The 22120-nt window shown below is 60.2% G+C and carries 22 protein-coding genes; 1 reads left to right on the forward strand and 21 read right to left on the reverse strand.

Annotated features, from left to right (window positions below):
- Positions 1 to 109 precede the first annotated feature (109 nt).
- The gene (lpdA, locus tag C163_RS25865; protein ID WP_025341158.1) at positions 110 to 1510 is read left to right on the forward strand and encodes a dihydrolipoyl dehydrogenase; all 1401 of its coding nucleotides are present in this window, start codon (positions 110 to 112) and stop codon (positions 1508 to 1510) included.
- A 126-nt stretch (positions 1511 to 1636) separates the two neighbouring features.
- On the opposite strand, the gene glmS is transcribed toward lpdA, so the two are convergent.
- The 21 genes from glmS to rpmH form a co-directional block, all read right to left on the reverse strand.
- A complete protein-coding gene (glmS, locus tag C163_RS25870; protein ID WP_025341159.1) occupies positions 1637 to 3472 on the reverse strand; it encodes a glutamine--fructose-6-phosphate transaminase (isomerizing) in 1836 nt (611 codons plus the stop codon).
- Positions 3473 to 3475: 3 nt separating this feature from the next.
- Entirely contained in the window at positions 3476 to 4252 is a 777-nt protein-coding gene (locus C163_RS25875; RefSeq protein ID WP_015268400.1) for a DeoR/GlpR family DNA-binding transcription regulator, read from the reverse strand.
- 304 nt (positions 4253 to 4556) lie between these two features.
- Entirely contained in the window at positions 4557 to 5924 is a 1368-nt protein-coding gene (gene glmU, locus C163_RS25880) for a bifunctional UDP-N-acetylglucosamine diphosphorylase/glucosamine-1-phosphate N-acetyltransferase GlmU (RefSeq protein WP_025341160.1), read from the reverse strand.
- Between the two features lie 121 nt (positions 5925 to 6045).
- A complete protein-coding gene (locus C163_RS25885) occupies positions 6046 to 6465 on the reverse strand; it encodes a F0F1 ATP synthase subunit epsilon (RefSeq protein ID WP_003260039.1) in 420 nt (139 codons plus the stop codon).
- Between the two features lie 43 nt (positions 6466 to 6508).
- Positions 6509 to 7885 carry a F0F1 ATP synthase subunit beta gene (atpD, locus tag C163_RS25890; protein WP_013974904.1) on the reverse strand — a complete coding sequence of 459 codons (1377 nt, stop codon included), beginning with the start codon at positions 7883 to 7885 and terminating at the stop codon, positions 6509 to 6511.
- A gap of 27 nt (positions 7886 to 7912) precedes the next feature.
- Complete coding sequence (gene atpG, locus C163_RS25895) at positions 7913 to 8773, reverse strand: F0F1 ATP synthase subunit gamma (RefSeq protein ID WP_013974905.1); 861 nt, start codon at positions 8771 to 8773, stop codon at positions 7913 to 7915.
- Between the two features lie 48 nt (positions 8774 to 8821).
- Positions 8822 to 10366 (reverse strand): F0F1 ATP synthase subunit alpha, encoded by a 1545-nt coding sequence (gene atpA, locus C163_RS25900; RefSeq protein WP_013974906.1) that lies wholly within the window; start codon positions 10364 to 10366, stop codon positions 8822 to 8824.
- A 21-nt stretch (positions 10367 to 10387) separates the two neighbouring features.
- On the reverse strand, positions 10388 to 10924 hold the full coding sequence (locus C163_RS25905; protein WP_003253191.1) for a F0F1 ATP synthase subunit delta: 537 nt from the start codon (positions 10922 to 10924) through the stop codon (positions 10388 to 10390).
- 12 nt (positions 10925 to 10936) lie between these two features.
- Positions 10937 to 11407, reverse strand: a complete 471-nt coding sequence (locus C163_RS25910) for a F0F1 ATP synthase subunit B (protein ID WP_003260032.1) — start codon at positions 11405 to 11407, stop codon at positions 10937 to 10939.
- A gap of 56 nt (positions 11408 to 11463) precedes the next feature.
- Positions 11464 to 11721: a F0F1 ATP synthase subunit C gene (atpE, locus tag C163_RS25915; protein WP_003097235.1), complete on the reverse strand. Its 258-nt coding sequence runs from the start codon at positions 11719 to 11721 to the stop codon at positions 11464 to 11466.
- 144 nt (positions 11722 to 11865) lie between these two features.
- A complete protein-coding gene (gene atpB, locus C163_RS25920) occupies positions 11866 to 12735 on the reverse strand; it encodes a F0F1 ATP synthase subunit A (protein WP_003260030.1) in 870 nt (289 codons plus the stop codon).
- A gap of 16 nt (positions 12736 to 12751) precedes the next feature.
- Positions 12752 to 13159, reverse strand: coding sequence for a F0F1 ATP synthase subunit I (locus C163_RS25925; protein ID WP_008092225.1), 408 nt, complete (start codon positions 13157 to 13159; stop codon positions 12752 to 12754).
- A gap of 149 nt (positions 13160 to 13308) precedes the next feature.
- Positions 13309 to 14181 carry a ParB/RepB/Spo0J family partition protein gene (locus tag C163_RS25930; protein WP_025341161.1) on the reverse strand — a complete coding sequence of 291 codons (873 nt, stop codon included), beginning with the start codon at positions 14179 to 14181 and terminating at the stop codon, positions 13309 to 13311.
- A 9-nt stretch (positions 14182 to 14190) separates the two neighbouring features.
- Positions 14191 to 14982, reverse strand: coding sequence for a ParA family protein (locus C163_RS25935; RefSeq protein ID WP_012274913.1), 792 nt, complete (start codon positions 14980 to 14982; stop codon positions 14191 to 14193).
- An 18-nt stretch (positions 14983 to 15000) separates the two neighbouring features.
- Complete coding sequence (gene rsmG, locus C163_RS25940) at positions 15001 to 15651, reverse strand: 16S rRNA (guanine(527)-N(7))-methyltransferase RsmG (RefSeq protein WP_025341162.1); 651 nt, start codon at positions 15649 to 15651, stop codon at positions 15001 to 15003.
- Entirely contained in the window at positions 15648 to 17540 is a 1893-nt protein-coding gene (gene mnmG / locus C163_RS25945) for a tRNA uridine-5-carboxymethylaminomethyl(34) synthesis enzyme MnmG (protein ID WP_015268403.1), read from the reverse strand. Before mnmG ends, rsmG begins: the two co-directional genes overlap by 4 nt.
- A 569-nt stretch (positions 17541 to 18109) precedes the next feature.
- Complete coding sequence (gene mnmE / locus C163_RS25950; RefSeq protein ID WP_025341163.1) at positions 18110 to 19480, reverse strand: tRNA uridine-5-carboxymethylaminomethyl(34) synthesis GTPase MnmE; 1371 nt, start codon at positions 19478 to 19480, stop codon at positions 18110 to 18112.
- A gap of 88 nt (positions 19481 to 19568) precedes the next feature.
- On the reverse strand, positions 19569 to 21251 hold the full coding sequence (yidC, locus tag C163_RS25955) for a membrane protein insertase YidC (RefSeq protein ID WP_025341164.1): 1683 nt from the start codon (positions 21249 to 21251) through the stop codon (positions 19569 to 19571).
- A 2-nt stretch (positions 21252 to 21253) separates the two neighbouring features.
- The gene (yidD, locus tag C163_RS26965; RefSeq protein ID WP_015268406.1) at positions 21254 to 21499 is read right to left on the reverse strand and encodes a membrane protein insertion efficiency factor YidD; all 246 of its coding nucleotides are present in this window, start codon (positions 21497 to 21499) and stop codon (positions 21254 to 21256) included.
- Complete coding sequence (gene rnpA, locus C163_RS26970; protein ID WP_003253166.1) at positions 21492 to 21896, reverse strand: ribonuclease P protein component; 405 nt, start codon at positions 21894 to 21896, stop codon at positions 21492 to 21494. Before rnpA ends, yidD begins: the two co-directional genes overlap by 8 nt.
- Positions 21897 to 21909: 13 nt before the next feature.
- A complete protein-coding gene (gene rpmH / locus C163_RS26975) occupies positions 21910 to 22044 on the reverse strand; it encodes a 50S ribosomal protein L34 (RefSeq protein WP_003253163.1) in 135 nt (44 codons plus the stop codon).
- Between the last annotated feature and the right edge of the window lie 76 nt (positions 22045 to 22120).

Here is a 22120-nt window from a genome sequence, read left to right on the forward strand (position 1 = left end):
CATGGTCTAGAACCAACTGATCTTATCCACGCAGCAGATTGTATACAATTTTTGCATCTCAGCTTAACCTTGTGCCCCTCTTGCGCTTCTTCATCCTGGAGTTGAACCCATGAAATCCTATGACGTGGTGATCATCGGCGGTGGCCCTGGCGGCTACAACGCAGCCATCCGCGCCGGCCAACTGGGCCTGAGCGTAGCCTGCGTGGAAGGCCGCTCGACCTTGGGCGGCACCTGCCTGAACGTGGGCTGCATGCCCTCCAAGGCGCTGCTGCATGCTTCCGAGCTGTATGAAGCCGCCAGTGGTGACGAGTTCGCCCACCTCGGTATCGAAGTCAAACCTAACCTCAACCTCGCCCAGATGATGAAACAGAAGGACGAGAGCGTGACCGGCCTGACCAAGGGCATCGAGTACCTGTTCCGCAAGAACAAGGTCGACTGGATCAAGGGCTGGGGCCGCCTGGACGGCGTCGGCAAGGTCGTGGTCAAGGCTGAGGACGGTAGCGAAACCGCATTGCAGGCCAAGGACATTGTCATTGCCACCGGCTCCGAACCTACGCCCCTGCCGGGCGTGACCATCGACAACCAGCGCATCATCGACTCAACCGGCGCGCTGTCGCTGCCACAGGTGCCCAAGCACCTGGTCGTCATCGGCGCCGGCGTGATTGGCCTTGAGCTGGGTTCGGTATGGCGCCGCCTGGGCAGCCAGGTCACGGTCATCGAATACCTCGACCGCATCTGCCCGGGCACCGACGAAGAAACCGCCAAGACCCTGCAGAAGGCCCTGGCCAAGCAAGGCATGGTGTTCAAGCTGGGCAGCAAGGTGACCCAGGCCAGTGCCAGCGCCGTTGGCGTGAACCTGACCCTGGAGCCGGCCGCCGGTGGCACCGCAGAAACGCTGCAGGCTGACTATGTACTGGTCGCCATTGGCCGCCGCCCCTATACCAAAGGGCTCAACCTGGAAAGCGTGGGCCTGGAAACCGACAAGCGCGGCATGCTCGGCAACGACCACCACCTCACTTCCGTGCCGGGTATCTGGGTGATTGGCGACGTCACCTCCGGCCCGATGCTGGCGCACAAAGCCGAAGACGAAGCGGTGGCCTGCATCGAACGCATCGCCGGCAAGCCCCACGAGGTCAACTACAACCTTATCCCTGGCGTGATCTACACCCGCCCGGAGCTGGCCACCGTGGGCAAGACCGAAGAGCAGCTCAAGGCCGAAGGGCGTGCCTATAAAGTCGGCAAGTTCCCGTTCACGGCCAACAGCCGGGCCAAGATCAACCACGAGACCGAAGGCTTCGCCAAGGTCATCGCCGATGCCGAGACCGACGAAGTGCTGGGTGTGCACCTGGTAGGCCCAAGTGTCAGCGAGATGATCGGTGAGTTCTGCGTGGCCATGGAGTTCTCGGCCTCGGCGGAAGACATCGCCCTCACCTGCCACCCCCACCCGACCCGCTCCGAGGCCTTGCGCCAGGCAGCGATGAATGTGGACGGGATGGCGATGCAGATTTGATGTGAGATAGCCGGGGGCTGCTTTGCAGCCCATCGCGACACAAGGCCGCTCCTACAGGAAATTGAGTTCTCCTGTAGGAGCGGCCTTGTGTCGCGATGGGGCGCAAAGCACCCCCTGGCTTCTGGCTTACTCGACCGTAACCGACTTGGCCAGGTTACGCGGCTGGTCCACGTCGGTGCCCTTGAGCACGGCCACGTAGTAAGACAGCAGCTGCAGCGGGATGGTGTACAGGATCGGCGCCAGGGCGTCGGCGATGTGCGGCACCTTGATCACGTGGGTACCTTCGCCATTGGTCATGCCGGCCTGCTCGTCGGCAAACACTACCAGCTCGCCACCACGGGCGCGTACTTCCTGCAGGTTGGACTTCAGCTTCTCCAGCAGTTCGTTGTTCGGCGCAACGGTTACCACCGGCATGTCGCTATCCACCAGCGCCAGCGGGCCGTGCTTCAACTCGCCTGCCGGGTAGGCTTCGGCGTGGATGTAGGAGATTTCCTTGAGCTTGAGCGCACCTTCCATCGCCACCGGGTACTGCGCACCACGGCCGAGGAACAGGGTGTGGTGCTTGTCGGCGAACAGCTCGGCGATTTTCTCGACGGTGGCGTCCATGGCCAGGGCTTCGCCCAGGCGGGCCGGCAGGCGGCGCAGTTCTTCAACCAGCTCGGCTTCGACGCCGGCTTCCAGGGTTCCGCGCACCTGGCCCAGAGCCAGGGTCAGCAGCATCAGCGAAACCAGCTGGGTGGTGAAAGCCTTGGTCGAGGCCACGCCGATTTCCGGGCCAGCCAGAGTCAGCAGGGTCAGGTCCGACTCACGCACCAGCGAGCTGATACCGACGTTGCAGATCGCCAGGCTGCCGAGGAAGCCCAGCTCCTTGGCGTTGCGCAGTGCGGCCAGGGTGTCGGCGGTTTCGCCAGACTGCGAGATGGAGACGAACAGGGTGTCCGGCTGCACTACCACCTTGCGGTAACGGAACTCGCTGGCCACTTCGACCTGGCACGGGATCCCGGCCAGGCTTTCCAGCCAGTAACGGGCGACCATGCCGGCGTGGTAGCTGGTACCGCAGGCAACGATCTGCACGTTGCGCACCTTGGCGAACAGTTCGGCAGCCTGCGGGCCGAAGGCCTGGACCATCACGTTGTCCTTGCCCAGGCGACCTTCCAGGGTGCGCTGCACCACGCTTGGCTGCTCATGGATTTCCTTGAGCATGAAGTGGCGGTAGGTGCCTTTGTCGGCAGCTTCGGCACCTTCGTGGTACTGCACGGTTTCGCGCTGGACCTTGTGGCCATCCTGGTCCCAGATGGAGACCTGGTCACGGCGGATTTCGGCAATGTCGCCTTCTTCCAGGTACATGAAGCGGTCGGTGACCTGGCGCAGGGCCAGCTGGTCGGACGCCAGGAAGTTCTCGCCCAGGCCCAGGCCGATCACCAGCGGGCTGCCACTGCGTGCAGCTACCAGGCGGTCAGGCTGCTTGGCACTGATCAGCGCCAGGCCGTAAGCACCATGCAGGCGCTTCACCGCAGCCTTCAGGGCATCGGTCAGGTCCGGAATGCTCTTCAGGGTGTGGTGGATCAGGTGGACGATGACTTCGGTATCGGTCTGCGAAGTGAAGACATAGCCAAGGCCCTTCAGCTCTTCGCGCAGTTCTTCGTGGTTCTCGATGATGCCGTTGTGCACCACGGCCACTTCATTGCCCGAGAAGTGGGGGTGGGCGTTGCCCTCGGTCGGCGCACCGTGGGTGGCCCAGCGAGTGTGGGCGATGCCCAGCTGGCCGGCCAGTGGCTCGGCGGCAGCAGCGGCTTCCAGTTCACTGACCTTGCCGATACGGCGACGGCGCTGCAGTTCACCGTTCTGGGTGAGGACGGCCAGGCCGGCGCTGTCGTACCCGCGGTACTCAAGACGCTTGAGGCCTTCGATCAGGATGGCTGTGATGTTGCGTTCGGCGACGGCACCAACGATTCCACACATGGTTTATTGCTCCTGGCTGATCGCGGCGCAGATCAGGTTGATGCCGCGGGCTTGAATTTGTTCGCGTGCCGCTGCGGGCAGGCGTTCGTCAGTAATAAGGGTGTGCACGCTGCCCCAGGGCAGCTCGAGGTTGGGGATCTTGCGCCCTACCTTGTCCGATTCGACCATCACGATCACTTCACGGGCGACCTCGGCCATGACCCGGCTCAGCCCGAGAAGTTCGTTGAAGGTGGTGGTACCACGACCGAGGTCGATGCCGTCGGCGCCGATGAACAGCTGGTCGAAATCGTAGGAGCGCAACACTTGCTCGGCCACCTGGCCCTGGAACGACTCGGAATGCGGGTCCCAGGTGCCACCGGTCATCAGCAGCACCGGCTCGTGTTCGAGGTCGCAGATGGCGCGGGCCACGTTCATCGAATTGGTCATCACCACCAGGCCAGGATGGCGCCCCAGTTCGGGGATCATGGCTGCCGTGGTGCTACCGCTGTCGATGATGATGCGCGCATGTTCGCGGATACGTGCCACGGCGGCGCGGGCGATGGCCTTTTTATAGGAAGACACCGGCTGGGCAGGCTCACCGAGCAACTCTTGTGGCACCGGGACCGCGCCACCGTAGCGCCGTAGCAACAGGCCGTTGGTTTCGAGGGCAGCGAGGTCCTTGCGGATGGTGACTTCCGAGGTAGCGAAACGCTTGGCCAACGCGTCCACACTCACCTCGCCCTGCTCGCTGAGCAAAGCCAGGATGTTGTGCCGCCGCTGCGGGGTGTTTCGTTTCGACATGAGCGCTTAAGTTTCGATTCGAAAGATAATGGTGGCAATCAAAACCTAAGATGAGCGATTCGTCAAGTTATCGCTGCCCTGTGGATAGATTCTCTCTGCACTGGCGCGGCTTCTGTAGGAGCGGCCTTGTGTCGCGATGGGCCGCAGCGCGGCCCCAGGTTTTCGAGGCAAAACAGAAATTGCCGGGGCTGCTTTGCAGCCCATCGCGACACAAGGCCGCTCCTACAGAGGCTGCGATATGCCGCAAATAAAAAGCCGACTTATTCACATAAGTCGGCTTTCGATCGAAACAGCTGTGTATAACTCAGCTCTTCTTGATCTTCTCCGGCCGCTTCCAACCCGAGATGTTGCGCTGACGGGCACGAGCTACCGCCAGGTCGCCTGCCTCCACGGTCTGGGTGATGGTCGAACCGGCAGCAGTGGTCGCACCAGCCTTGATTTCCACAGGCGCTACCAACGAGTTGTTCGAGCCGATGAACACGTCCTCGCCCATCACGGTCTTGAACTTGTTGGCGCCATCGTAGTTGCAGGTAATGGTGCCGGCGCCGATGTTGGTGCGTGCACCGATTTCAGCATCGCCCAAGTAGGTCAGGTGACCGGCCTTGGCGCCTTCCCCGAGGTGGGCGTTTTTCAGTTCGACGAAGTTACCCACATGGGCCTTGGCGTCCAGCACACTGCCCGGGCGCAGGCGGGCGAACGGGCCGGCATCGCTGCCCTCGCCCATCACGGCGCCTTCGAGGTGGCTGTTGGCCTTGACCACTGCGCCTTTGCGCAGGGTGGTGTTCTTGATCACGCAGTTAGGGCCGATCTGCACATCGTCCTCGATGACCACCTTGCCTTCGAGAATCACGTTGATGTCGATCAGCACGTCACGGCCAACGGTTACTTCACCGCGGACATCGAAGCGCGCCGGGTCGCGCAGGGTCACGCCCTGGGCCATCAGGCGACGGCCTTCGCGCAACTGGTAGTGGCGCTCCAGCTCCGACAACTGGCGGCGGTCGTTGGCACCTTGCACTTCCATCGGGTCGTGCGGCTGTTCGGTAGCCACCAACAGGCCATCGGCCACAGCCATGGCGATGACGTCGGTCAGGTAATACTCGCCCTGGGCGTTGTTGTTCGACAGGCGGCCCATCCAGTCGGCCAGGCGCGCGGCTGGCAGGGCCAGAATACCGGTGTTGCCTTCCTTGATCGCTTTCTGCGCATCGTTGGCGTCCTTGTGCTCAACGATGGCGGTCACCTTGCCCTGCTCGTCACGCACGATGCGGCCATAGCCGGTCGGGTCGTCGAGGGTCACCGTGAGCAGGCCCAGTTGCTGCTCGTTGGCCTTGGCCAGCAGACGCTGCAGGGTTTCCACTTCGATCAACGGCACATCACCGTACAGCACCAGCACGGTTTCGGCGGTCAAGGCCGGTAGTGCCTGGGCAACCGCATGGCCGGTACCCAGCTGCTTGTCCTGCATGACGAAGTTCAGGTCGTCGGCGGCCAGGCGCTCGCGAACCAGCTCGGCCCCATGGCCAATGACCACATGAATACCTTGCGGCTGCAGCTGGCGCGCGCTGTGGATAACATGGCCGAGCATGGAGTTGCCGGCTACCGGGTGCAGCACCTTGGGCAGCGCCGAGCGCATGCGGGTGCCTTGGCCGGCGGCGAGAATAACGATATCGAGTGACATTACTGGCTACCAATCCTGGGTGGTCAGTGAAATGACCGGGGGGAGAAATCAGAAAAAGAAAAAGGGTAGCCGAGGCTACCCTTTTACTCAATCGCTACAGAAGTTATCAGCCGAGGGCCGATTACTTGCCTCTGCGCATTTGCTGGACGGTACGCAGCTGAGCTGCGGCCTCGGCCAGACGTGCGGCGGCGGCGCCGTAGTCGAAGTCCGCGCCTTTCAGATTCAGGGCGTTCTCGGCAGCCTTGAGGGCTTCCTGAGCCTGAGCTTCATCCAGGTCTGCAGCACGTTGCACGGTATCGGCAAGCACCTTGACCATGTTCGGCTGAACCTCGAGGAAACCACCAGAGATGTAAAACACCTCTTGGGCGCCACCCTGCTTGGTCAGCGTGATCGGACCAGGCTTGAGATTGGTGATCAGCGGCGCGTGACCCGGAGCGATACCAAGATCACCTAGGTTACCGTGCGCAACTACCATCTCGACCAGGCCGGAGAAGATCTCTCCTTCCGCGCTGACGATATCGCAATGGACTGTCATAGCCATCTGCTTGCCTCAACCTGATAGCGCCCCTTGCGGGGCGCAGGAATTACAGTTTCTTGGCTTTCTCGATCGCTTCGTCGATGCTGCCGACCATGTAGAACGCTTGTTCTGGCAGGTGGTCGTAGTCACCTTTGAGGATGCCGCTGAAGCCAGCGATGGTGTCTTTCAGGGAAACGTACTTGCCTGGCGAACCGGTGAAGACTTCGGCCACGAAGAACGGCTGCGACAGGAAGCGCTGGATCTTACGAGCGCGGGCTACCAGTTGCTTGTCGGCTTCGGACAGTTCGTCCATACCCAGGATCGCGATGATGTCCTTCAGCTCTTTGTAGCGCTGCAGAACATACTGAACGCCACGAGCGGTCTCGTAGTGCTCGTTGCCGATCACGTTCGGGTCCAGCTGGCGCGAAGTCGAGTCCAGTGGGTCGACCGCTGGGTAGATACCCAGGGAGGCGATGTCACGGGACAGAACGACGGTGGCGTCCAAGTGGGCGAAGGTGGTCGCTGGCGACGGGTCGGTCAAGTCGTCCGCAGGTACGTATACGGCCTGAACGGAGGTGATCGAACCTTCCTTGGTGGAGGTGATACGCTCTTGCAGAACGCCCATCTCTTCAGCCAGGGTCGGCTGGTAACCTACTGCCGAAGGCATACGGCCCAGCAGTGCGGATACTTCGGTACCGGCCAGGGTGTAACGATAGATGTTGTCGACGAACAGCAGAACGTCGTTACCTTCGTCACGGAACTTCTCGGCCATGGTCAGGCCGGTCAGCGCTACGCGCAGACGGTTTCCTGGTGGCTCGTTCATCTGACCGTAGACCAGCGCTACCTTGTCGAGAACGTTGGAGTCCTTCATCTCGTGGTAGAAGTCGTTACCCTCACGAGTACGCTCACCCACACCAGCGAACACGGAGTAACCGCTGTGTTCCATGGCGATGTTACGGATCAGTTCCATCATGTTTACGGTCTTGCCGACACCGGCACCACCGAACAGACCAACCTTACCACCCTTGGCGAACGGGCAAACCAGGTCGATAACCTTGATGCCGGTTTCCAGCAGGTCGTTGCCGCCTGCCTGGTCAGCGAACGAAGGCGCTGGCTGGTGGATACCGCGACGCTCTTCTTCGCCGATCGGGCCGGCCTCGTCGATCGGGTTGCCCAGTACGTCCATGATACGGCCCAGGGTGGCCTTACCAACAGGAACGGAAATGGCAGCGCCGGAGTCAACGACTTCCAGACCGCGCTTCAGGCCTTCGGTCGAGCCCATCGCAATGGTACGAACCACGCCGTCGCCCAGCTGCTGCTGAACTTCCAGGGTGGTTTCCGCGCCTTGTACTTTCAGCGCGTTGTAAACACTCGGCACGACGTCACGTGGGAATTCCACGTCGATGACGGCGCCGATGATTTGAACGATACGTCCGCTACTCATAGCTGGATCCTCTGAATATTTGAACCGTTAAACCGCGGCAGCGCCGCCGACGATTTCCGAGATCTCCTGGGTGATCGCAGCCTGACGCGCCTTGTTGTAGATCAACTGAAGCTCTTTGATCAAATCACCGGCGTTGTCTGTGGCGTTCTTCATGGCGATCATCCGGGCCGCTTGTTCAGCAGCGTTGTTCTCGACCACCGCCTGGTACACCTGCGACTCCACGTAACGCACCATCAAGCCGTCCAGCAGCTCTTTTGCGTCGGGTTCGTACAGGTAGTCCCAGTGATGCTTGAGATCCTGATCCGGGGTTGCCACCAACGGTACCAATTGCTCGACCGTTGGCTTCTGGGTCATGGTGTTGATGAACTTGTTCGAAACCACCGAGAGGCGATCGATACGGCCGTCCAGGTAGGCGTCCAGCATTACTTTGACGGAGCCGATCAGATCGTTGATCGATGGCTCTTCGCCCAAGTGGCTGATCGCGGCTACGACGTTGCCGCCAAAGATGCGGAAGAAAGTCGCACCCTTGCTGCCGATCACGCACAGGTCGATTTCCACGCCCTGTTCGCGGTTTTCGTTCATGTCCTTGACCAGGGCCTTGAACAGGTTGGTGTTCAAGCCACCGCACAGACCACGGTCACTGCTCACCACGATATAACCGGCGCGCTTTACAGGGCGCTCGATCATGAACGGGTGGCGGTATTCCGGGTTGGCGTTGGCCAGATGACCGATCACCTGGCGGATACGCTCCGCGTAAGGACGGCTAGCAGCCATGCGCATTTGTGCCTTGCGCATCTTGCTGACCGCCACTTTCTCCATGGCGCTGGTAATTTTTTGCGTGCTTTTGATGCTCGCAATCTTACTGCGAATCTCTTTTGCGCCTGCCATGTATCACCTATCAGGTTAGCAAGCGGGGGCCTGAGCCCCCGCTGCGGCTTACCAGGTCTGGGTGGCCTTGAACTTCTCGATACCGGCTTTCAGGCCTGCGTCGATTTCGTCGTTGAAGTCACCCTTCACGTTGATCTTCGCCATCAGTTCAGCGTGATCACGGTTGAAGAAGGCGATCAGTGCTTGCTCGAAGCTACCGATCTTGGAGACTTCTACGTCAGTCAGGAAGCCACGCTCAGCGGCGTACAGCGACAGGGCCATGTCCGCGATGGACATCGGCGCGTACTGCTTCTGCTTCATCAGCTCGGTAACGCGCTGACCATGCTCCAGCTGCTTGCGGGTCGCTTCGTCCAGATCGGAAGCGAACTGGGCGAATGCAGCCAGTTCACGGTACTGAGCCAGAGCGGTACGGATACCACCGGACAGCTTCTTGATGATCTTGGTCTGAGCGGCACCACCTACGCGGGATACCGAAACACCGGCGTTCACTGCAGGGCGGATGCCCGAGTTGAACATGGCCGATTCCAGGAAGATCTGACCGTCGGTGATGGAAATCACGTTGGTCGGAACGAACGCGGAAACGTCGCCAGCCTGGGTTTCGATGATCGGCAGGGCGGTCAGGGAACCGGTTTTGCCAGTCACAGCACCGTTGGTGAACTTCTCGACGTACTCTTCCGAAACGCGCGATGCACGCTCCAGCAGACGGGAGTGGAGATAGAACACGTCACCTGGGTACGCTTCACGTCCTGGTGGACGGCGCAGCAGCAGGGAGATCTGACGGTAGGCAACGGCCTGCTTGGACAGGTCATCGTAAACGATCAGGGCGTCTTCACCGCGGTCACGGAAGAACTCGCCCATGGTGCAGCCGGCGTATGGCGCCAGGAACTGCAGTGCGGCGGATTCCGAAGCACTGGCAACGACCACGATGGTGTTGGCCAGGGCGCCGGCTTCTTCCAGCTTGCGAACGATGTTGGCAACGGTGGAACGCTTCTGGCCGACAGCAACATAAACACAGAAAATACCGGAGTCTTTCTGGTTGATGATGGCGTCAATGGCCATGGCGGTCTTGCCGATCTGACGGTCACCGATGATCAGCTCGCGCTGGCCACGGCCGACAGGGATCATGGCGTCGACGGACTTGTAGCCAGTCTGTACAGGCTGGTCTACCGACTTACGCCAGATCACGCCTGGAGCGACCTTTTCGACCGCGTCGGTTTCGGTGGTGGTCAGAGGACCTTTGCCATCGATCGGGTTACCCAGAGCGTCGACGACGCGGCCCAGCAGGCCTTTGCCGACCGGAACTTCCAGGATGCGACCGGTGCACTTGGCGCTCATGCCTTCGGCGAGGGTGTCATAGGCACCCAGGATCACTGCACCTACGGAGTCTTGCTCCAGGTTCAGGGCCATGCCGAATACGCTGCCAGGGAACTCGATCATTTCGCCGTACATGACGTCGGCCAGACCGTGGATCCGCACGATACCGTCGGATACCGAAACAACGGTACCTTCGTTACGGGCTTGGGAGCTCACATCGAGGTTGTCGATGCGGCCCTTGATGATTTCACTAATTTCGGAAGGATTGAGTTGCTGCATTGCTCTGCTGCCCCTTCAAACTCAAGATTTCAATGCTTCGGCCAGTTTCGCGATTTTGCCGCGAACAGAGCCATCGATTACCAGGTCACCAGCGCGGATGACGACGCCGCCAATCAGGCTGGCATCCTCCGACGCGTGCAGGCGCACTTCCTGGCCTAACCGTGCACTGAGAACCTTGGCGAGTTTGTCTTGCTGTTCTTGGTTCAACGCGAAGGCACTGGTGACTTCCACGTCCACGGATTTCTCTTGCTCGGCCTTGTACAGGTCGAACAGGGCGGCAATCTCCGGCAGAAGCAGGAGACGGTCGTTTTCCGCGGCAACATGAATGAAATTCTGTGCCTGTGCATTGAACTTGTCACCGCACACGTCAATGAACGTGGCGGCCTTTTCTGCGCTCGTCAGTCGCGGGGCCTTGAGCAGGCGCTGCATGGTGTCGTCTTGCGACACCGCAGCAGCCAGGCCGAGCATGGCTGACCAATTGGCCAGTTGCTGATGGGCCTGGGCATGCTCAAAGGCAGCCTTAGCGTAAGGTCGGGCCAACGTGGTCAGTTCTGCCATGATCGCCCTCGCTTAAATTTCAGCGGCCAGTTTGTTAACCAGCTCCGCATGCGCGTTTTGATCGATTGTGGCGCCAAGGATCTTTTCAGCACCACCAACGGCCAGGGCACCCACTTGGGCACGCAGGGCGTCTTTAGCGCTGTTCAGTTCCTGTTCGATCTCGGCCAGAGCCTGAGCTTTCACACGGTCAGCTTCGACGCGGGCCTGATCACGGGCTTCCTCGACAAGCTGAGCAGCGCGTTTCTTGCTTTGCTCGATGATTTCGGCTGCCTGTGCTTTAGCTTCACGCAGTTGCTGACCCGCTTTCTCTTGGGCCAGCTCCAGGTCGCGAGCTGCGCGGTTGGCAGCGTCCAAGCCGTCGGCAATCTTCTTTTGGCGCTCTTGCAGGGCAGTGATGACCGGAGGCCATACATACTTCATGCAGAAGAGTACAAAAATCAGAAAAGCAACGGATTGGCCAATCAGGGTTGCATTAATGTTCACGCCAACACCTCGCTCGGTCTTAATTCATACAGCCATCAACTCGTGGTGACGAGTGATTAGCCGGCGATCTGACCAACGAACGGATTCGCGAAGGTGAAGAACAGAGCGATACCAACACCGATCATGGTTACGGCGTCGAGCAGACCGGCAACGATGAACATTTTAACCTGCAGCATCGGAACCATTTCTGGTTGACGAGCAGCGCCTTCCAGGAACTTGCCGCCCAGCAGGCCGAAACCAATGGCGGTACCCAGAGCACCCAGGCCGATCAGCAGAGCAACAGCGATAGCGGTCAGACCAACTACAGTTTCCATCTTTCCTCCCGACTTTTACGTCGTATTGGTTAGGTTTTTAGTTTGAAGCGGTAAAACAAATCGTTTGGTACAGCATGCCCTTGCGGACTTTTTAAGCCCTCCCCCCGAACAGGCGGGGAAGGCTATCAGACACGCCAGGCGGTCTTAATGGTTATCTTCGTGAGCCATCGACAGGTAGACGATGGTCAGCATCATGAAGATGAAAGCTTGCAGGGTGATGATCAGGATGTGGAACACAGCCCACGCCCATTGCAGCACCACACCCAGGCCGCTGAGCCACAGCAGGCCGGAGCCGAACATTACAGCGATCAGGATGAACACCAGTTCGCCGGCATACATGTTGCCGAACAGACGCAGTGCCAGCGAGATCGGCTTGGCGATCAGGGTGACGAATTCCAGCAGGAAGTTGACCGGAATCAGCAGGATCTGAACGAAGATGTTCTTGCTGCCGAACGGGTGCAGGGTCAGCTCACCGATGAAGCCGCCCAGGCCCTTGACCTTGATGCTGTAGAAGATGATCAGGGCGAACACGCAGAAGGCCATGGCCAGGGTCGCGTTCGGGTCGGTGGTCGACACGGCGCGGAACGGAATGTGCGGGTCACCGGAGATCAGGATGGCCAGCTGAGGAATCCAGTCGACCGGTACCAGGTCGACGGCGTTCATCAGGAATACCCAGACGAAAATGGTCAGCGCCAGCGGAGCGATTACCGGGCTACGGCCGTGGAAGGAGTCCTTCACGCTGCCGTTGACGAAGTCCACCATCACTTCTACGAAGTTCTGCAGGCCGCCAGGTTGGCCGGAAGTCGCCTTCTTGGCCGCCATGCGGAAGATGAACAGGAAGATCAGACCCAGCGCGACGGACCAACCCAGGGTGTCCAGGTGGAACGCCCAGAAGCCCATTGCCTTGGCTTCTGCAGCCGAATGGGCGAAGCCCCAGCTGCCGTCTGGTAGTTGACCGTAGGTCAGGTTCTGCAAGTGGTGCTGGATATAGCCCGAAGCGGTTTCTGCTGCCATGGTTGCCTCAAACGCCCTAAGGTCTCGAAAGTCTTTTATTCATCAGCAGGGGCGCGAACCAGCTGACCAAAAGGGTCAACACGAAGACGCCGAATACTGCTAACGGCGCCAGTGGCTTCACTCCTGCGAAGGTCAGTGCAAAAAGCACTGCCGTCAAAATCATCTTGCCTGCCTCGCCAGCGTAGAACGACTTGACGATGGCTTGTGCCGCCCGGGCCCCGCTGAAGCGAAAAGCCTTCCAGGCGAAATACACATTGGGTAGCCAGGCAATCAAACCTCCGCAAAGGCCTGAATATCCACTGACCGCCCCTTTCCACTGCCACAACACCAACGTTGCCAGCAGCAGTACGACGAATTGAGCCAGCAGTACCGGGAAAACCGCCCAGCGATGGAAAGGCAGGCGGTTTGGCGTGCGGATTTCCATCACAACTGCTCCTCGGAAGTCGACCAGCAAGTCAGTTATGACTTGGCATAATTTGTGCCGACAAAATGCGCGCAGAGTATAGGGGTGGATTAACCCCTATTCAACTATTCGGTAGTGATTTCCGACTGCGCGCTACAACGGGAATTGTTTCAGCGGATGTGAGCAAGCACGCCTTGCAACTCGTCAAGCGAGTTGTAGCGAATAACCAATTGGCCTTTGCCCTTGTTGCCATGGCGGATCTGCACGGCCGAGCCCAGGCGCTCTGCGAGCCGCTGTTCAAGGCGTGCGATATCCGGATCAGGTTTGCTCGGTTCGACCGGATCAGGTTTGTCGCTGAGCCACTGACGAACCAGTGCCTCGGTTTGGCGCACGGTGAGGCCACGTGCGACAACATGACGCGCCCCCTCTTCCTGGCGGTGTTCTTCCAGGCCGAGCAATGCACGGGCGTGGCCCATCTCCAGGTCGCCATGGGCGAGCATGGTCTTGATCGCGTCAGGCAGGGTGATCAGGCGCAGCAGGTTGGCCACGGTCACCCGCGACTTGCCCACGGCATCGGCCACCTGTTGCTGGGTGAGCTCGAACTCCTGCTGCAGGCGCTGCAGGGCCAGCGCCTCTTCCAGCGGGTTGAGGTCTTCGCGCTGGATGTTTTCGATCAGCGCCATGGCGATGGCGGCTTCGTCGGGCACTTCGCGGACCATCGCCGGGATCCTGTCCAGGCCAGCCTGCTGGGTGGCGCGCCAGCGGCGCTCACCGGCGATGATCTCGAAGCGGTTGCCATCGATCGGGCGCACCACGATCGGTTGCATCACGCCATGGTTGCGAATCGAGTGCGCGAGCTCTTCCAGCGCCTCCGGGTCCATGTCCCGGCGCGGCTGGTACTTGCCACGCTGGATCAGCTCGACCGGCAGGTGTTGCAGTTCTTTCTGGTCGATCTTCACAGCCTGCTCTTCGAGCGCGCTGACGGAAGGACCACTGAGCAGTGCATCCAACCCACGTCCGAGACCCCGTTTCTTGACGGCCATACGGATTCCTTAAGTTGTTTGTGCAGTGCGTGATTGACGGCGTTGACGGCGTACCAGTTCCCCGGCCAGGGCCAGATAAGCCAGCGCGCCTCGCGATTGCTTGTCGTAGGCCAGGGCCGGCATGCCGAAGCTCGGGGCCTCGGCCAGGCGAATGTTGCGCGGAATGACCGTGTCGTACAGCTGCGGGCCAAAGTGCTCCTTCAGCTGCGCCGAGACATCGTTGTTCAGGCTCAGGCGCGGATCGTACATGGTCCGCAGCAGGCCCTCGATCTTCAGCTCCGGGTTCAACCGGGCGGCGATGCGCTTGATGTTATCCACAAGGTCGCTGAGACCTTCCAGTGCGTAGTACTCGCACTGCATCGGGATGATCACGCCATCGGAGGCGACCAGGGCGTTGAGCGTGAGCATCGACAGCGACGGAGGGCAGTCGATGAGGATGTAGTCGTAGTTCTCGCGGATCGGCGCCAGGGCGTTGCGCAGGCGGCTCTCCTTGACCTGCATTTCCAGCAGCACCACTTCGGCGGCGGTCAGGTCACGGTTGGCCGGCAGCAACTGGAAACCACCGTGCTCGGAGTAATGCATGGCCTGGGCCAGGTCGCATTCCCCGATCAACAGGTCGTAGACCGAGTGCTCGAGCTCGTGCTTGTCCACACCGCTGCCCATGGTGGCGTTGCCCTGCGGATCGAGGTCGATCAGCAGCACACGACGCTTGGTCGCGGCCAGCGAGGCGGCGAGATTGATACAGGTGGTTGTCTTGCCCACACCACCTTTCTGGTTCGCGATTGCGAATACCTTAGCCATTGTTGCGTGTGTTCCCAGTCATGCCTTGCGGCGCAGTATCAGCAGATGGCGCTGGCCCTGGCAACCTGGAACGGTCAGGGCCTGCTCGCTTTCCACTGTGAAGTCTGCGGGCAATGCTACCAGTTCATCGGCAGGATGCAGCCCCTTCATTGCAAGCCATTGCGTCCCGGTGTCGCCCAGGTGGCGGGTCCAGTTGGTGAAGTTCTCCATGCTGCTGAAGGCGCGGGAGATGATTCCGCTGAACGGTTGTGTCGGCTGGAAGGCTTCGACCCGACTGTGGATAACCGTGAGGTTTTCCAGCTTGAGCTCCATTTTCACCTGGGTCAGGAAGCGGGTCTTCTTGCCGTTGGCGTCCAGCACCGTCACGCGCTTGTGCGGATGCAGGATAGCCAACGGGATACCGGGCATGCCACCGCCACTGCCGACATCCAGCCAGTTGTCACGCTCGCTGTGGATAAACGGCATGACACTGAGGCTGTCGAGCAGGTGACGCGACACCATTTCGTCGGGGTCGCGCACGGCGGTGAGGTTGTAGGCTTTGTTCCATTTGATCAACAGGGCCAGGTAGCCGAGCAGCTTTTCGTGATGCTCGGCGCTCAGCTCTACACCGAGCTGGCGCGCACCTGTGGACAACTCTTCAGCGTGTTGCGGGGTGACCAGGGAACTCAAGCGCTTTGCTCCAATTCGCGGCCAGCGCCGCGTTTTTTCAAATGAATCAGCAACAGGGAAATCGCCGCCGGGGTCACGCCCGGGATACGCGAAGCCTGACCCAGGGTTTCCGGTCGGGTCTGGCCCAGCTTGCCCTGGATTTCCTTGGACAGGCCGGAAATCGTCGAGTAATCGATATCCACAGGCAGGCGGGTGTCTTCGCTGGCGCGCAGACGTGCGATTTCATCCTGCTGGCGGTCGATGTAGCCGGCGTACTTGGTGCGGATTTCGACCTGCTCGGCGACCTGTGGATCGATTGCTTCGCCGCCGGTTGCCTCGATCAGCCCGGCGTAGTCGATTTCCGGGCGCGCCAGCAGGTTGAGCAGGCTGTACTCGTGGCTGAGCGGGGTACCGAACTTATCCACAATGGCTTGGCCTTGCTCGGTGTTCGGGCGTACCCAGGTCGACTTCAGGCGCTGCTCCTCGCGTTCGATGCCGTCGCGCTTGGCACAGAAGGCGGCCCAACGCTGGTCGTCGATCAGACCGAGTTCGCGGCCCTTTTCGGTCAGGCGCAGATCGGCGTTGTCTTCGCGCAGGATCAGGCGGTACTCGGCACGCGAAGTGAACATGCGGTACGGCTCCTGGGTACCCAGGGTAATCAGGTCGTCGACCAGTACGCCGATGTATGCCTCGTCGCGGCGCGGGCACCAGCTGTCGCGGCCCTGCGCCCGCAGGGCCGCGTTGGTCCCGGCCAGCAAACCCTGGGCGCCGGCTTCTTCGTAACCGGTGGTGCCGTTGATCTGGCCGGCGAAGAACAAACCGCCGATGACTTTGGTCTCGAGGCTGTACTTGAGGTCGCGCGGGTCGAAGTAGTCGTATTCGATGGCATAGCCCGGGCGAACGATGTGGGCGTTCTCCATGCCGCGGATCGACCGCACCAGCTCCAGCTGCACGTCGAACGGCAGCGAAGTGGAAATACCGTTGGGGTACAGCTCATGGGTGGTCAGGCCTTCCGGCTCGATGAACACCTGGTGGCTTTCCTTGTCGGCGAAGCGGTGGATCTTGTCTTCGATCGACGGGCAGTAGCGCGGGCCGACACCTTCGATGACACCCGAGTACATCGGCGAACGGTCGAGGTTCGAGGCGATGATCTCGTGGGTGCGCGCATTGGTGTGGGTGATCCAGCAGCTCACCTGGCGCGGGTGCATCTGGGCATTGCCCATGAACGACATCACCGGAATCGGCGTATCGCCTGGCTGCTCGGTCATCACCGAGAAGTCCACCGAGCGGCCGTCGATGCGTGGCGGGGTACCGGTTTTCAGGCGGCCGACGCGCAGCGGCAGTTCACGCATGCGGTGGGCCAGGGCAATCGAAGGTGGATCGCCGGCGCGACCACCGGAATGGTTTTGCAAACCAATGTGGATAAGCCCGCCGAGGAAGGTACCGGTGGTCAGTACCACCGATTCGGCGAAGAAACGCAGGCCCATCTGGGTCACCACACCTTTGACCTGGTCCTGCTCGACGATCAGGTCGTCGCAGGACTGCTGGAATATCCACAGGTTCGGCTGGTTTTCCAGGATTTCACGCACCACTGCCTTGTAGATGGCGCGGTCGGCCTGTGCACGGGTGGCGCGTACGGCCGGGCCCTTGCGGTTGTTCAGAACGCGGAACTGGATGCCGCTCTTGTCGGTGGCCAGCGCCATGGCGCCGCCGAGGGCATCGATCTCTTTGACCAGATGGCTTTTGCCAATACCGCCAATGGCGGGGTTGCAGCTCATGTGACCGAGGGTTTCCACGTTATGGGTCAGCAGCAGGGTTTTCACACCCATGCGTGCAGACGCAAGCGCAGCCTCGGTACCGGCATGGCCGCCGCCGATGACGATCACTTCAAAACGGGAAGGGAAATCCACCACGCACCTCGTGCCTGTTTTTGCGAATAGAGAAGGTAAGCGGACAAGTATAGGGACTTCACCCCCTGTAAAGAAACCGTCTGAGCAAATTTTGACCAGTCTGTGGATGAGTGGCAGCCAACAGAAATCAAAGAGGAAAAATTTAAAAAAGCTTTGTTTTTATGTTTATTCTTATGCACAAGCTTTGCTGTGGGTAAGGTTATGCAGGCCTTTATTCATGCCGTGTAGAGAAAAATTAAACCCTGTGGCTGGAGTACCATGAGGGCTATGGATAACACGATTTAGCCTGTGGATTAAATGGCTGTTTACCCACAAGCGGGTTTGTCCTCAGAAAAAAAGCCTGCTTATCAACGGAGCTGAAGGCGAGTTTTCCACAGGGCTCCTGAGAGCAGATTGGGGTAGGTGAATGAAAAAAATGTGAACCTGCACCGGCCTCTTCGCGGGTGAACCCGCTCCACAGGGTTCTGCACAGCCTTCAGGTGCGGCGCGATTTCCGTAGAAGCTGCGAAATTTGAGGCAAAAAAAAGCCGCTCCCGAAAGAGCGGCTCTTGGTTTTGCCTGGCTGTGAATTACTTGCCGATGCAGAAGCTGGAGAAAATCCGCCCCAGCAGGTCATCAGAGCTGAATGCCCCGGTAATCTCCCCCAGGGCCTGCTGCGCCTGCCGTAGGTCTTCCGCCAACAGCTCACCCGCACCAGCCAGGGTCAGTTGTGCACGGCCATGTTCCAGGTGCTCACTGGCCTGGCGCAGGGCATCCAGATGGCGCCGGCGAGCGCTGAAACCACTCTCCGCCGTCTGTTCATAACCCATGCAGGCCTTCAGGTGGTCACGCAGCAACTGCAGCCCTGCATCGTCCCCTTTGGCACTGAGGGTGATCGTTACATGGCCGTCATCGCACTGTTCCAGCGCTACCCGCTCACCACTAAGATCGGCCTTGTTCCGAATCAGCGTCACCTTGGTCGGGTCTGGCCGCTGGTCGAGAAATTCTGGCCACAGGGCGAACGGGTCACTGGCCTCGGGCGCGGTGGAATCCACCACCAACAACACACGGTCTGCCTCGCCAATGGCCTTCAGCGCACGTTCCACGCCGATCTTTTCCACATGGTCATCGGTGTCGCGCAAACCGGCAGTATCGACCACGTGCAGCGGCATGCCGTCGATGTGGATATGTTCGCGCAGGATGTCCCGCGTGGTGCCGGCAATATCGGTGACGATGGCCGCTTCCCGTCCGGCCAGCTGGTTCAGCAGGCTCGACTTGCCGGCATTCGGCCGACCGGCGATGACCACGGTCATGCCGTCACGCAGCAAGGCACCCTGCCCGGCTTCCCGCTGCACTGTGGACAACTCGCCGCGAACGTTATCGAGCATCGAAAGTACATGGCCATCAGCGAGAAAGTCGATTTCTTCTTCGGGGAAGTCGATCGCCGCCTCGACGTAGATACGCAGGGCTATCAGTGCTTCGGTTAGGCTGTGCACGCGCTTGGAGAACTCGCCCTGCAGCGAACGCAGTGCGTTGCGCGCAGCCTGGCTGGAACTGGCTTCGATCAGGTCGGCAATGGCTTCGGCCTGGGCCAGGTCGAGCTTGTCATTGAGGAATGCACGTTCGCTGAACTCACCTGGGCGAGCCAGCCGGCAACCAACCTGTACACAGCGCTGCAGCAGCATATCCAGCACCACCGGTCCTCCGTGGCCCTGCAGTTCCAATACGTCCTCGCCGGTGAACGAATTAGGCCCGGGGAAGAACAGCGCAATCCCTTCGTCCAGTACCAGGCCTTCCTCGTCGCGGAACGGGCCGTAATGGGCGTGGCGCGGGGTAAGCGTACGGCCGGTGATCAACTGGCCGGCCTTGGCAGCCAGAGGGCCGGACAACCTGACAATACCCACACCGCCGCGGCCTTGGGCGGTGGCGATGGCGGCGATGGTTTCACGCACAGTGTTCATGCTCGAAAGCCTCTACGACAAAAACGACAGATAGCAAAAACGCCCCACTAGGGGGCGTTTTTTATTCACAGGCTAGCGCAGTAGCCTGTCAAGCAGCAGCTTTTTTGCTGGCTGCTTCGATGCTGCGGGTGATGTACCACTGCTGTGCGATCGACAGGCAGTTGTTCACAACCCAGTACAGCACCAGACCAGCCGGGAACCACAGGAAGAAGAAGGTGAAGATGATCGGCATCATTTTCATCACCTTGGCCTGCATCGGATCCGGCGGCGTCGGGTTCAGGCGCTGCTGGATGAACATGGTGGCGCCCATGATGATCGGCAGGATGAAGAACGGATCCTTGATCGACAGGTCGGTAATCCACAGCATCCATGGAGCCTGGCGCATTTCCACGCTTTCCAGCAGTACCCAGTACAGGGCCAGGAACACTGGCATCTGCACCAGGATCGGCAGGCAGCCGCCCAACGGGTTGATCTTCTCTTTCTTGTACAGCTCCATCATCGCCTGGGACATCTTCTGGCGATCGTCACCGAAGCGCTCCTTCAGTGCAGCGAGCTTCGGCGCAACGGCACGCATGCGCGCCATCGAACGGTAGCTGGCAGCCGACAGCGGGAAGAACAGGCCTTTGATCAGCATGGTCAGCACGATGATCGACCAGCCCCAGTTACCCAGCAGGCTGTGGATATGTTGCAGCAGCCAGAAGATCGGCTGGGCGATGAACCACAGGAAGCCGTAGTCGACAGTCAGTTCCAGGCCTGGGGACAACTCTTTCAGCTTGGACTGGATTTTCGGGCCGGCGTACAGCATGGCGCTGGTTTCGACCTTGCCGCCAGCAGGCACGCTGATGGCCGGGCCGGTATAGCCGATGATGTAGTTGCCCTGGCTGTCCTTGCGGGTCTGAACAACGTTGTTGTCCGACTTGGCCGGAATCCAGGCGGTCACGAAGTAGTGCTGCAGCCAGGCAACCCAGCCGCCGGACACATTTTCTTTCAAACTACCTTTGTCGATGTCCTTCATCGAGACCTTTTTGTAAGGCTCGGAAGCAGTCCACAGGGCAGCGCCCAGGTAGGTGGCGGTGCCGGTGGCAGTGCTCGACGACGGATCGGAGCTGGCGTCACGCTTGAGCTGGGCAAACATGTTGCCGCTCCAGGCCTGACCGCTCTGGTTGTCGATCAGGTAGCTGACGGTCAGGTCGTACTCGCCGCGCTTGAAGCTGAAGCGCTTGATGTAGTTGACGCCGTTGTCGCTGAACTTCAGGTCGACCACCAGTTGTTCCTGGCCATCGGCCAGCTGGTAACCCTTCTTGTCGGTAGCGTACAGGGGGCGACCGGCAGGACGGGCATCCGGACCGTTGACGCCGGTCAGGCCGCTTTGTGCCAGGTAGACACGCTCGCCACCGTTGTCGAACAGCTGGAACGGAATGTCCGGGTGGTCCTGGCGACGTGGGTACTGCGGCAGGTTCAGCTGGACGATGTCACCACCGACCGGATCGATAGCCAGCTCCAGGACATCGGTCTTGACCCGGATCAGGTCCTTGCTGACCGCAACCGGTGCCAGTTCGGCTGCGCTGGTTTCGGCGTTGGCGCTTGGCACATCGGCGCTGGCGCCGGCGTTACCGGCCGGTACGCCATCCGGCAAACCCGGGGCAACGGTGCTGGCAGCAGTATTCTGAGTCGGCAGGGCAGCCTGGCCGTAGTCCTGGTTCCACTTGAGGACCATGACGTAGGACACGATTGCCAGGGCGACGATCAGGATCGTGCGTTTAATATCCATGATTACTCGGCTATCGAAGAAGTTCGGGAGGAAGGAGCTGGAGGAACGGGATCGAAACCGCCGTCGTTCCACGGATGACAACGCCCCAGGCGACGAACGGCTAGCCACCCACCACGCCAGAGGCCGTGGTTTTCGATGGCTTCATAAGCGTAACAGGAGCAACTGGGGAAGAAACGACAGTGGTTGGCCATCAGAGGACTAATGGCGTAACGGTAAAACTGGATCGGAACGAGCGCCAGTTTACGCATCTTGGCTGTCTACCCCTGCGGAATTGGCGGTCACTGCTGGAGTGGGCCGGCTGCGCGCCAGGCGTTTCCAGAGTTTGCCAAAGTGTTGGTGCAATTCCGGGTTTTCTATCTCACCCAATCCCTTGCGCGCGACGATCACAATGTCCAACCCGGCAAGCAATTGCTGGTTCAGGCGAAAGGAATCGCGCATCAAGCGCTTGAGGCGGTTGCGTTGAACGGCGAGCTTGACGCTCTTCTTGCCGATCACCAGGCCAAGGCGTGGGTGATCGAGGCCGTTCTCGCGAGCAAGGATCAGCAGGTTTTTCCCTGGAACCTTGCCGGTTGGGGAGTCGAAGACCGCTTTGAAATGTCGGGGTGTAAGCAGTCGCTTTTCCCGACTGAAGTCCTGACTCACCACCTGTGCCGAAAAATCAAATGGCCAGACGCTTACGGCCTTTGGCACGACGACGCGACAGAACAGCGCGGCCGTTCTTGGTAGCCATACGGGCACGGAAGCCGTGGGTGCGCGCGCGCTTGATGGTGCTTGGTTGGAAAGTACGTTTCATGGCGTGTTACCTGGTTTGTCGACGACGGGCCGGGATGGCCCCCTTTTTAAGAGACCGGCGATTCTAGAGAAAGCAA

The organism is Pseudomonas sp. FGI182 (genome assembly GCF_000511325.1).
GTDB lineage: Bacteria > Pseudomonadota > Gammaproteobacteria > Pseudomonadales > Pseudomonadaceae > Aquipseudomonas > Aquipseudomonas putida_Z.

What these genes read in the sequence shown, in the direction of transcription:
- atpD (WP_013974904.1), bottom strand. Translation starts at nt 7,885, where the DNA reads ATGAGTAGCGGACGTATCGTTCAAATCATCGGCGCCGTCATCGACGTG.
- C163_RS25875 (WP_015268400.1), bottom strand. Translation starts at nt 4,252, where the DNA reads ATGTCGAAACGAAACACCCCGCAGCGGCGGCACAACATCCTGGCTTTG.
- yidD (WP_015268406.1), bottom strand. Translation starts at nt 21,499, where the DNA reads ATGCGTAAACTGGCGCTCGTTCCGATCCAGTTTTACCGTTACGCCATT.
- yidC (WP_025341164.1), bottom strand. Translation starts at nt 21,251, where the DNA reads ATGGATATTAAACGCACGATCCTGATCGTCGCCCTGGCAATCGTGTCC.
- C163_RS25930 (WP_025341161.1), bottom strand. Translation starts at nt 14,181, where the DNA reads ATGGCCGTCAAGAAACGGGGTCTCGGACGTGGGTTGGATGCACTGCTC.
- glmU (WP_025341160.1), bottom strand. Translation starts at nt 5,924, where the DNA reads ATGTCACTCGATATCGTTATTCTCGCCGCCGGCCAAGGCACCCGCATG.
- atpA (WP_013974906.1), bottom strand. Translation starts at nt 10,366, where the DNA reads ATGCAGCAACTCAATCCTTCCGAAATTAGTGAAATCATCAAGGGCCGC.
- lpdA (WP_025341158.1), top strand. Translation starts at nt 110, where the DNA reads ATGAAATCCTATGACGTGGTGATCATCGGCGGTGGCCCTGGCGGCTAC.
- atpE (WP_003097235.1), bottom strand. Translation starts at nt 11,721, where the DNA reads ATGGAAACTGTAGTTGGTCTGACCGCTATCGCTGTTGCTCTGCTGATC.
- atpG (WP_013974905.1), bottom strand. Translation starts at nt 8,773, where the DNA reads ATGGCAGGCGCAAAAGAGATTCGCAGTAAGATTGCGAGCATCAAAAGC.
- mnmE (WP_025341163.1), bottom strand. Translation starts at nt 19,480, where the DNA reads ATGAACACTGTGCGTGAAACCATCGCCGCCATCGCCACCGCCCAAGGC.
- glmS (WP_025341159.1), bottom strand. Translation starts at nt 3,472, where the DNA reads ATGTGTGGAATCGTTGGTGCCGTCGCCGAACGCAACATCACAGCCATC.
- atpB (WP_003260030.1), bottom strand. Translation starts at nt 12,735, where the DNA reads ATGGCAGCAGAAACCGCTTCGGGCTATATCCAGCACCACTTGCAGAAC.
- rpmH (WP_003253163.1), bottom strand. Translation starts at nt 22,044, where the DNA reads ATGAAACGTACTTTCCAACCAAGCACCATCAAGCGCGCGCGCACCCAC.
- C163_RS25885 (WP_003260039.1), bottom strand. Translation starts at nt 6,465, where the DNA reads ATGGCTATGACAGTCCATTGCGATATCGTCAGCGCGGAAGGAGAGATC.
- C163_RS25925 (WP_008092225.1), bottom strand. Translation starts at nt 13,159, where the DNA reads ATGGAAATCCGCACGCCAAACCGCCTGCCTTTCCATCGCTGGGCGGTT.
- C163_RS25905 (WP_003253191.1), bottom strand. Translation starts at nt 10,924, where the DNA reads ATGGCAGAACTGACCACGTTGGCCCGACCTTACGCTAAGGCTGCCTTT.
- C163_RS25935 (WP_012274913.1), bottom strand. Translation starts at nt 14,982, where the DNA reads ATGGCTAAGGTATTCGCAATCGCGAACCAGAAAGGTGGTGTGGGCAAG.